General features: G+C 72.8%; 8 protein-coding genes and 1 riboswitch. Of the genes, 5 read left to right on the top strand and 3 right to left on the bottom strand.

Going from position 1 to position 9,442, the window contains the following annotated elements:
* Positions 1-232 (top strand): hypothetical protein (locus Dsi01nite_RS32060; RefSeq protein ID WP_203850055.1); only part of this gene is annotated, 232 nt, incomplete at its 5' end.
* A gap of 225 nt (positions 233-457) precedes the next feature.
* On the opposite strand, the gene asnB is transcribed toward Dsi01nite_RS32060, so the two are convergent.
* Positions 458-2,419, bottom strand: a complete 1,962-nt coding sequence (asnB, locus tag Dsi01nite_RS32055; RefSeq protein ID WP_203850054.1) for an asparagine synthase (glutamine-hydrolyzing) — start codon at positions 2,417-2,419, stop codon at positions 458-460.
* A 480-nt stretch (positions 2,420-2,899) separates the two neighbouring features.
* Between asnB and Dsi01nite_RS32050 the strand changes: the two genes are divergently transcribed.
* Positions 2,900-4,966, top strand: a complete 2,067-nt coding sequence (locus tag Dsi01nite_RS32050; RefSeq protein WP_203850056.1) for a transglycosylase domain-containing protein — start codon at positions 2,900-2,902, stop codon at positions 4,964-4,966.
* A 10-nt stretch (positions 4,967-4,976) separates the two neighbouring features.
* On the opposite strand, the gene Dsi01nite_RS32045 is transcribed toward Dsi01nite_RS32050, so the two are convergent.
* A complete protein-coding gene (locus Dsi01nite_RS32045) occupies positions 4,977-5,819 on the bottom strand; it encodes a C39 family peptidase (RefSeq protein WP_203850053.1) in 843 nt (280 codons plus the stop codon).
* A 162-nt stretch (positions 5,820-5,981) separates the two neighbouring features.
* A riboswitch (cyclic di-AMP (ydaO/yuaA leader) is annotated at positions 5,982-6,124 on the bottom strand.
* A 281-nt stretch (positions 6,125-6,405) separates the two neighbouring features.
* On the opposite strand from Dsi01nite_RS32045, the gene Dsi01nite_RS32040 reads away from it, so the two are divergent.
* The 3 genes from Dsi01nite_RS32040 (at position 6,406) to Dsi01nite_RS32030 (ending at position 9,045) form a co-directional block, all read left to right on the top strand.
* Positions 6,406-7,242 (top strand): hypothetical protein, encoded by an 837-nt coding sequence (locus Dsi01nite_RS32040; protein WP_203850052.1) that lies wholly within the window; start codon positions 6,406-6,408, stop codon positions 7,240-7,242.
* 108 nt (positions 7,243-7,350) lie between these two features.
* Positions 7,351-8,493 carry a L,D-transpeptidase gene (locus tag Dsi01nite_RS32035; protein ID WP_203850051.1) on the top strand — a complete coding sequence of 381 codons (1,143 nt, stop codon included), beginning with the start codon at positions 7,351-7,353 and terminating at the stop codon, positions 8,491-8,493.
* Positions 8,494-8,547: 54 nt separating this feature from the next.
* Entirely contained in the window at positions 8,548-9,045 is a 498-nt protein-coding gene (locus Dsi01nite_RS32030) for a cupin domain-containing protein (protein WP_203850050.1), read from the top strand.
* A gap of 27 nt (positions 9,046-9,072) precedes the next feature.
* Here Dsi01nite_RS32030 and Dsi01nite_RS32025 read toward each other — a convergent pair.
* Positions 9,073-9,442: DNA-3-methyladenine glycosylase (locus tag Dsi01nite_RS32025; RefSeq protein ID WP_203850049.1), on the bottom strand; the 370-nt coding region annotated here is incomplete at its 5' end.

Raw genomic sequence — 9,442 nt, 5'->3', positions numbered from 1 at the left:
GGCACGGCCGGGCAGGCCGACACCCGACCCGCTCCAGGACGGCACGGCCGGGCAGGCCGACACCCGACCCGCTCCAGGACGGCACGGCTGGGCACACCGGCACCCGAGCCGCACCGAGGAGCCGCAGCCGGCGGGCCGGCGAGCGGCCCACCGCGGTGACAGCACCTCGACCTGCACAGGGGTCACCTCGCCGACAGTCCGCGACCCGTCGCGGCGGCCATCCGTGACCTGACCCGGTGGCGGCCGGCGACCCGCCGTCATGGCAGCCGGCGATCAACCATGACCGCGGCTCACCACCAACCACGGCGACAGCGCGACCCACCGCAGCGACAAGGCGACCCACCGCAGCGACAGCCGGCGATCGACCACCACCGCAGCTCACCACCAACCACGGCGACAGCACGACCCCCCACGGCAACAGGGCGACCCACCGCACTGGCAGGGCGACCCGCCATGATTACGGCACGGGACCCGCCGCGGTGACAGCCGGCGACCCGCCGTCACCGCCCGCCCACCGGACCGGCCGCCGCTCGGGTAGCACCGGCACGACCGAGCCGTCGACGAAGATGCCGTGCCACAGGGAGAACGACAGCAGGATCCACAGCTTCCGGGCATTGTCGGCGTCGCCGCGTTCGTGCTGTTTCAGCAGTTCGTGCGCGTAGTCGAGGTTGATCAGGTGCCCCGCCCCCGACGTGGACAGCACGTGGTGGGCCCATTCCGCGAGTTCCGTGCGCAGCCACCGCCGGGCTGGCGTCGGGAAGCCGAGCTTCGGCCGGTCGGTGATGAAGTCCGGCACGATGCCCGCGAGGGCCCGGCGCAGTGCGTACTTGGTGGTATGGCTGCCGGCCGGCACCTTCAGCCGGTCGGGCAGCCGCGACATGACCTCGAACACGCCCCGGTCCAGGAACGGCACGCGCAGCTCCAGCGAGTGCGCCATCGACATCCGGTCGGCCTTGGTCAGGATGTCGCCGGGCAACCACGTGTTGACGTCGATGTGCTGCATGGTGGTGACGTCGTCGAGGTTCGCGGCCTCGGCGTAGAGCGCCGCGGTCACGTGCTGGTGACCCACTCCCGGCTCGTCGCGGAGGATCCGGGCCTTCTCCTCGTCGCTGAGGACACGGGCGTTGCCGAAGTAGCGCGTCTCGATCGGCGTCGTGGCCCGCTCCAGGTAGCTCTTGCCCTTGACGCCCTCCGGGATCGCCCGGGCCAGGGCACGCAGGCCGCGCTGGAGCGGTGCCCCGAGGCGGCGCACCGGCGCGAGGGACCGCGGCTCCCGGTAGATGGTGTAGCCGCCGGCGAGCTCGTCCGCGCCCTCGCCCGACAGCACCACGGTGACGTGTTCGGCCGCCGTCTGCGCCAGGAAGTACAGCGGGACGATCGACGGGTCGGCGACCGGGTCGCCGAGGTGCCAGATGATGCGCGGCAGCGCCTCCATCACCTGTTCCGGCTTGACGATGGTGGGTGTCAGGTCGACGCCGAGGTGCCGGGCCGACCGCTCGGCCACGTCGAACTCGGAGTACGCGGTGGCGGTGTCGAAGCCGGCGGTGAAGGCGTGCAGGCGGGGATGGACCTCGGCGGCGAGCGCGACGATGGCGGTCGAGTCGATCCCGCTGGACAGGAACGCGCCGACCGGGACGTCCGCACGCAGATGGCAGCGCACGCTCTCCCGCAGCGCGTCGCGCAGTTCCTCCACAATGGACTCCTCCGGGACCGCCGGGTCCGGGCGGAACGTGGGCCTGGCGTATCGCCGGACCACCGGCGGGTAGCCGAACGCGCGGGTGAGCAGGCCGCCGCTGGGCAGCCGCGCGATGTGCCGGTGCAGGGTGTACGGCTCGGGCACGTACTGCATCGTCAGGTAGAGCGACAGCGCGGTCCGGTCGAGGTCGCCGTCGGCGATCCCCAGCAGCGGCGGCTTCTCGCTCGACAGCCACAGTCCCTCGATGGTCGGCAGGTAGTACAGGGGTTTGATCCCGAACTGGTCCCGCGCCGCGTGCACCGTCTCGGTGGCCGAGTCCCAGAGGGCGAAGGCGAACATGCCGCGGAACCGCTCCAGCGCCGCGTCGCCCCAGTAGTGGTAGGCGGCGGCAACCACCTCGCTGTCGCCGTCGGTGGCGAACTCCGCGTCGTGCCCGCGGATGAGTTCCTCGCGCAGTTCTTCGAAGTTGTAGATCTCGCCGTTGAAGACCAGCGTCCACCGGCCCGCGTCGGGCCCGCTCGGCGGGTACTGCAACGGCTGCCGGCTGCCGTGCACGTCGATGATGGCGAGCCGTTTGAAGCCGGCCGCGACGCATTGTCCGGACCGTTCGAGGGCCATGTCGTCGGGGCCGCGGTGGTGCAGCAGCTCGAGCTGCCGTTCCACCTGGCCGAGGGTCTCTGGGGAGATGGCGAAGTCCCCCACGTACATCAGGAAGCCGCACATGGCGTCGTTTCCCTTCGGTCGCCTCGCGTGGCAGCGGTGTCGGGCCGCGGACCGCTCTGTCGGCGGTCGCCGGTGAGCCGTCGCCGGTGAGCTCCCGGCGGTGCCGGCCGAGCCCCCGTTCGAACGGCCACAGTGCGCCGCGCGATCCAGCCGAACAGAGCCCGCCACGTTCGGCGCCCGATTGCGCAGCCGTCATCCGATCGCTCCTCACCAGGGGATACAGGTGGGTGAACCGGCCCAAGGGTGACTATCCGGGCGGCCGGGCGGGTCTGCCGTTTGGCCGTACGACCCCTCGGGTAGCGGCGCGCCGGTCACATCGGTCCGTCCCGGATCGGCAGGAAGCGAACCACCCGTTGTCTTGTTGGGGAGTAGCCAATGCGCCTCGTCCGCGTCCGACGCCGGGCCGCACACGAAGCCGGCGACAGCCACGCGGCGGCGGGGGCGCCGAGCCGCTCAGCGCTGGCACGCGGGCTCAGGGGGATGGCCCGGCTCGCCCTGTGCGGCGTCATCTCCGGTCTGGTCGTGGCCGCCGGTGTGCTCCCGCTCGCACTCATCGGCGGCTCCACGGTGAACGCCGGCCGCGACATCTGGGTGAACCTGCCGTCGAACCTGGCGATGCCACCGCCGCCGCAGGCCACCTACGTCTACGCCAACGACGGCAGGACGCTCATCACCACCTTCTACGACGAGAACCGCAAGGACGTGCCGCTGGACCAGATCGCACCGGTGCTCCAGCAGGCCGTCGTCGCGGCCGAGGACACCCGCTTCTACCAGCACCGCGGTGTCGACGGCAGGAGCGTCCTGCGTGCGCTGGTCTCCAACGGCCGGGGCGGCGCCCAGCAGGGCGCCTCGACGCTGACGATGCAGTACGTCCGCAACGTGCTGAAGAACGACCCGAGCCTGTCGCCGCGGCAGCGGGTCGACGCGGGCGCCGACACGCCCGCCCGCAAGGTGCGTGAGATGCGCTACGCGACGATGCTGGAGCAGCACCTGAGCAAACAGGACATCCTCAAGGGGTACCTGAACATCGCCTACTTCGGTGCCGGCGCCTACGGCATCTACGCCGCGAGCCAGACGTATTTCGGCAAGTCGGCACTGGACCTGACACTGCCCGAGGCGGCGCTGCTCGCCGGGCTGCTGCAGTCACCGGACGGCGACAACCCGATCAGCGGCGACCGGGACGCGGCCCTGCAGCGCCGTGCCTACACGCTCGACGCCATGGCGAAGATGGGGGTGATCAGCGCCGCCGACGCCGCCACGGCACAGGCCCAGGAGCTGAAGATCAACGAGCGTGACCTGCCCAACAACTGCGTGTCCGTCCCGCCGGCGCACAACGACTGGGGCTTCTTCTGCGACTACTTCCGCCAGTGGTGGGGCAGCCAGCCGGAGTTCGGCGCCACCCCCGCCGACCGCGACGAGGCGCTGCGCACCGGCGGCTACACGGTGGTCACGTCGCTCGACCCGGGAATCCAGGCGAGCACGCTGAGCCAGTCCCTGAGCGTCTACGGCTACGGCAGCGCGCGGTCGATGCCGCTGGCCGTCGTCACCCCTGGCAGCGGCCGGGTCCTCGCGATGGCCGTCAACCGCCACTACAGCCTGGCTCCCAACCCTCCCCAGCACCCGCGGTACCCGAACAGCGTCAACCAGCTCATCGCGGGTGGTGGCGGCGTGGCCGGGTATCAGGCGGGCTCGACGTTCAAGATGTTCACCATGCTCGCCGCGCTCGACGCGGGCCTGCCGCTGAACACCAGGTTCAACGCACCGAGCCGGCTGGCGACCGGGTGGCCGGGCAGCGGGCCGGGCAGCTGCGGAGGCCGGTGGTGCCCGGCGAACGAGTCCCCGAGCTGGATGAACGGGGACCGGACGATGTGGAACGGCTTCGGCCGTTCGGTCAACACCTACTTCGTCTGGCTCGAGCAGCAGATCGGCGCGCGCCGCGTGGTCGAGATGGCGCAGCGGCTCGGCATCACGTTCCGCTCCGGCGCGGACGCCGCGATGGCGGCCAAGGCGGACCAGTGGGGGTCGTTCACCCTCGGCGTCGCCTCGACCACACCGCTCGACCTCGCCAACGCCTACGCCGCGGTCGCCGCCGGAGGCCTGTACTGCCAGCCGCTGCCGGTGCTGTCGATCACCGACAACGCCGGCAAACCGGTCGACGCCGCCGCCCCGAAGTGCCGGCAGGTGATCAGCTCCGACGTGGCGGCCGCCGCGACCGACGCGGCCCGGTGCCCGGTCAGCCGGTCGTCGGCCTACAACAAGTGCGACGGCGGCACGGCCGAGAACGTGTCCGGCATCCTCGGCGGCCGCCCGGTCGCGGGCAAGACCGGCAGCTCCGAGTACAACTCGACGGAGACGTTCGTCGGCTTCACGCCGCAGGTCGCGGCGGCCGGCATCGCGGTCAACGTGGACAACCCCAACGACCAGGTGGGCAGCGGCATCGCCGGCTCGGTCAACGCCGCCGTCGCGCAGACGATCGCGGCCGCGCTGCGCGGCCAGCCGGTCCAGGCGTTCCAGCCACCCAGCCGGGTGCGGGCGCTGGGCCGCTGACCGCGCCGGGTCAGGCGGAGTACCCGCGCAGGGCGGTCCAGTGCGCGAGCTTGGCCGTCGTCAGCGTGTAGTACCCGACGCCCAGGGCGTCCGCCGGGTCGGCGATCTTCACCGTCGTGCCGCCGTTGCTGTAGCCCACCACCGTGAGGTAATGGCCGCCCGGGTACGAGTGCGAGCCTCCCTTGTCGTCCACAGTGGAGCCGGCGATGTTGGCGACCACGGCGTAGCCGTTGGTGATCGCGTTGACGATGTCCGCCTGCATCCGGTCGATCTCCGCCTGGGTGGCCGACTGACCGGTGATGTAGTGCGACTTGTAGAAGGAGCTCTTCGTGTACGCGTTGAGCGACCGGGTGGTGTCGTCGGCGGAGTTGGTGCCGTTGACGGTCGTGCGCAGGCTCTGGGCGACCTCGGACTGGGACGGGTACAGCTCCCGCGCGGTCAGTGCGATGCGGGTCGCGGCCGGGCCGCAGAAGTAGTAGTTCTCCTGCCAGGCGAACCGGTACGCGAGCTCCTTCGCCGCCGGCGGGGCGGCCGGCGTGGTGGCGGCCGGGGCGGTGGCGGCGGGCGGGGCGGCCGTGGACGGCGCCGCACCGGCGGCCTTCGAGGGGGTGGTCGCGGCGTCGGGCGCCGCCTGCGTCCGCTGCCGGTCACGCGCCGCCGGGACGGCGCCGGATCGGGACGGATCCGCGGAGGTCAGCGACTGCGCGTCGGCCACCGGCGCGGGCGCCGAGGCGTGCACGGCCACGCCGACGGCCGTTGTCACCGCGAGGACCGCCGCGGCGGCCGCGATCGGCAGCACGCGGGAACGCGTCGCGACGGGACTCTGGTGCCTGGGTTTGTACAGGTAGCTCACGGGTACCTCGACAGACGTGCTGGATGACGGACGTGATCCGGGCAGCGGGCCGGTGCGGTGGGACCGGCGGCTACCGGGCCGGGCCGGGGGTCGAGGTACTGCGAGAGGCACTGCGAGCGGTACTGCGACACGGGTGATACCGGGTCAGTGGGTGCACGGCGGTGCTCCTTCCGGTGCCGCCTACCGGGTTAGCTGACGGGTTCGGGCGGGAAGATCGCCCTACCTCGGGGCGCGGGCCCCGCGGATTCACCCCGGTGGTGCTCGGTTCCCCGGCTCGCGCGGACGCGACTCAGCGGATCCGCCGCGGTGTCATCCGAGGTGGGTGACGGTGGGCCGGACGGATGCGAGGACCCTACCCGGGTGGCGGGACGGCACCGGATCCCGCCGGGCTGCTCGGCTACCGGGCGTGACGACGGTGTGGCGAACGGACCGGATGCACACCGTAGGCGGGCCGACGGTCGGCCGCGTGGCGCCCCGGTGCACCTCGCTGACCGCGCCCCGGCGCGGTGCGGCCCGCCCGGTGTCCGGTCGGCTGGTCCGCACGCCTGCCAGAACCCCTGGTCAGGGCCACCCCTAGGCTCGCCGGATGCTCCCGGGCGCCGATGACGACCAGCAGATCGACGGTGCGCAGGTGCGCGGTCCCCGCCACCTCCGCCGCTCCCGCCGGGGCCGGCACGCGGCCCGCTTCCGGCTGCGCGCACCCGCGCCGGCGCAGTTGCGCCGGCACGCCGTCGCCGTCGCCGCCGTCGTGGCGTTCGGCCTGTCCACGACGCTGTCGTCGTCGGCCGGGCCGGTCGCCGCGCCGGCGAACGACGTGGCGCTCGCCGTCGACGCCGGACGGTCGGCGGCCGACGCGCCCGCCTCGCGCAGCCGCGCCCGCAAACCCGCCGACGGTGCGGGTGCCGTCCCGGCACCGACGACGGCCGCCCCGTCGGCGGCCGCCAAGCCACCTGCCTCGCCGTCGGCGCAACCCGCGTCGCCGTCGCCGACCGTGCACGCGCCCGTCGGCGGGCTGACCCAGGCCGAGATGAACAACGCCGTCGCGATCATCGAGGTGGCCCGGCAGCTGAACCTGCCGCGTCGCGCGGCCGTCGTGGGGATCGCCACCGCCCTGCAGGAGAGCCACCTGCGAAACCTCGCGAACCCGAACCTGCCGCAGTCGCTGCGGCACCCCAACGAGGGCGTGGGGTACGACTACGACTCGGTCGGCCTGTTCCAGCAGCGGCCGAGCTGGGGTTCGGTCGACCAGCTGATGGATACGCGCGAGTCCGCGCGCAGGTTCTTCGCCGCGCTGGCCCGGATCCAGGGCTGGGAGCAGCAGGCGGTCACCATCGCGGCGCAGCTGGTGCAGCGCTCGGCCTTCCCGGACGCCTACGCGAAATGGGAAGGGCTCGCACAGCAGATCGTGGACGCCGTCGGGTAGGGATCGCCCCGCGCGGTCCCGGGTCCTCCGCGATGTCACCCGTTTCCCGGCCCGGCCTCGCTCGGACGGGCACGACGATGCCCCCATGTCCATGCACAGGCAGAGAACATGAGGCGGCCCAGCCGGAAGGCCGTCGCGCTGGTCGCGCTCGCGTTGGGAACGCAGCTGGGCCTGTCGGCGTGCCACAGTTCGAAGAAGCACACGGCGGCGAAGTGGACCGCTCCCCCGCCGCCAGTGGTCGGGCTGGCCGTCACCCCGGCGGCGGGTGAGTCGGGGGTGCCGATCAGCACCGAGATCGGCACGAAGGTGAGCGACGGGAAGATCACCGAGGTCGCCCTGACCGACGCGGCGGGCCAGCGGGTCGCCGGCGAGTTCCGCGACGACGGGTCCTCGTGGGTGCCCGCCACCGCGCTGCGCTACGGCACGGCCTACACCGCGAAGGTCACCGCCGCCGGCACCGACAACAAGCCGGTGACCCGGGAGACGGCCTTCACCACGGCGGCGAAGCCCAGCGGCCCGGTCGTCACGTCCGACCTGATGCTGACCAACGGCGGGACCTACGGCGTCGGCATGCCGATCGTCGTGCAGTTCGGCTCCGACGTGCCGCAGGAGTCACGCGCCGCCGTGCAGCAGCGCCTGTTCGTGAAGAGCGATCCGCCGCAGGCCGGTGCGTGGCACTGGTTCGGCGGCCGGCAGGTGATGTACCGGCCGGAGCAGTACTGGCAGCCGGGCACGAAGATCACCGCACGCAAGGCACTCAACGGCGTGCGGATCGGCACCGGGCACGCCGACGAGGACTTCGCGGCGACGGTCACGATCGGCCGGAAGCTGACCATCGACATCGACAACGCCACGAAGCAGCTGAACGTCTACCAGAACGACGCGCTCGTGCGGACCATGCCGGTGAGCCTCGGCAAGCCGTCGACGCCGACGTCGAGCGGCGTCACCGTGGTCATGTCGCGGGAGGCCTCGACGGTGTTCCGCACCCCGGAGTACACCGTCGCGGTGCAGTACGCCATGCGGCTGACGTGGGGCGGCCAGTACATCCACGCCGCGCCGTGGTCGGTGGGCGACCAGGGTGCGCGCAACGTCTCCCACGGCTGCACCAACGTCTCGACCGCGAACGCGAAGTGGCTGTACGAGCAGACCCTCGTCGGTGACCCGGTCACCACGCGCAACACCGGGGTGCCGCTGGACCCCGGTGACGGCTGGACCGCCTGGGACCTGTCCTGGGCCGACTACAAGGCCTGAAGCGCCCGACCCAGCAAAGTTCGACCCAGGAGTTCGATCCGGAGAGGAAGGTCCATGGAAGTCATCCGCGCCTCGAGCCGGGGCCGGCCGGCCCCGCAACAGTGCTACTCCGGCGTCGTGTGGATCGACCGGGACGTCATCGGGCTGGAACCGTCCCACCTGCGGACGTTCCACGCCCAGTTCAGTCCCGGTGCGCGGACGGCCTGGCACCGCTGCCCGTACGAACGGATCCTGACCGTCCTGCACGGCGTGGGCCGGGTGCGGCGCCGGGGCGGCCCGGTCCACGAGGTGCGCGCCGGGGACACCGTCGTCGTCGCGGCCGGTGAGTGGCACTGGCACGGCGCGGCGCCGAACACGCCCATGGCGGTGGTGTCGGCCCACGAGACCGTGCCGGACGCCCCCGGCACGGACGCAACCGGCACGGACGGCACCGGCACGCAATGGGGCGAGCACGTGACCGACGCCGAGTACCGGCTGCCACCGCTCACCTCGATGATCCGCCAGCCGGACCGGGACCGGGACCAGGTCCCGCAGCGCGAGGCGTGCTGGTAACGGTTCCCGGGCCCGGTCCCGCAGCCGTCACGGCCGCGGGGTCCGGGCCCTGGCGGTGTGCCGGCGGTACGTGCTGACGGTCGGGTCCCCGGTGAGCCAGAAGCGCCACGGGATGTCGTGGGCGCCGGTGACCCCGACCCGCGGGCCGGTGGAGACCACGGCCGCCGGGGCGGAGGCGGGCGGCTGCAGCAGGGGCGGGTCGCCGAGCAGGTACGTGCCGTAGAACCCGCGGTCGATGGCGAGCGCGGCGCACAGCCGGGCCGGCCCGCGGGCCAGCTCCACGTCCGTGCGGGCGGCCGGGCGGCGGGCCCGGGCGACGGGCAGGCCGTCGACGATCTCGCCGGCGCGCAGGAGGACGGCCGAGGCGACGCCGTCGACGCCGGTGACCACGTTGACG

The sequence above is a fragment of the Dactylosporangium siamense genome (assembly GCF_016862795.1).
Classification (GTDB): domain Bacteria; phylum Actinomycetota; class Actinomycetes; order Mycobacteriales; family Micromonosporaceae; genus Dactylosporangium; species Dactylosporangium siamense.
The sequence above is the reverse complement of the archived record's forward strand: the minus strand, read 5'-3'. Positions and strand labels throughout refer to the sequence as shown.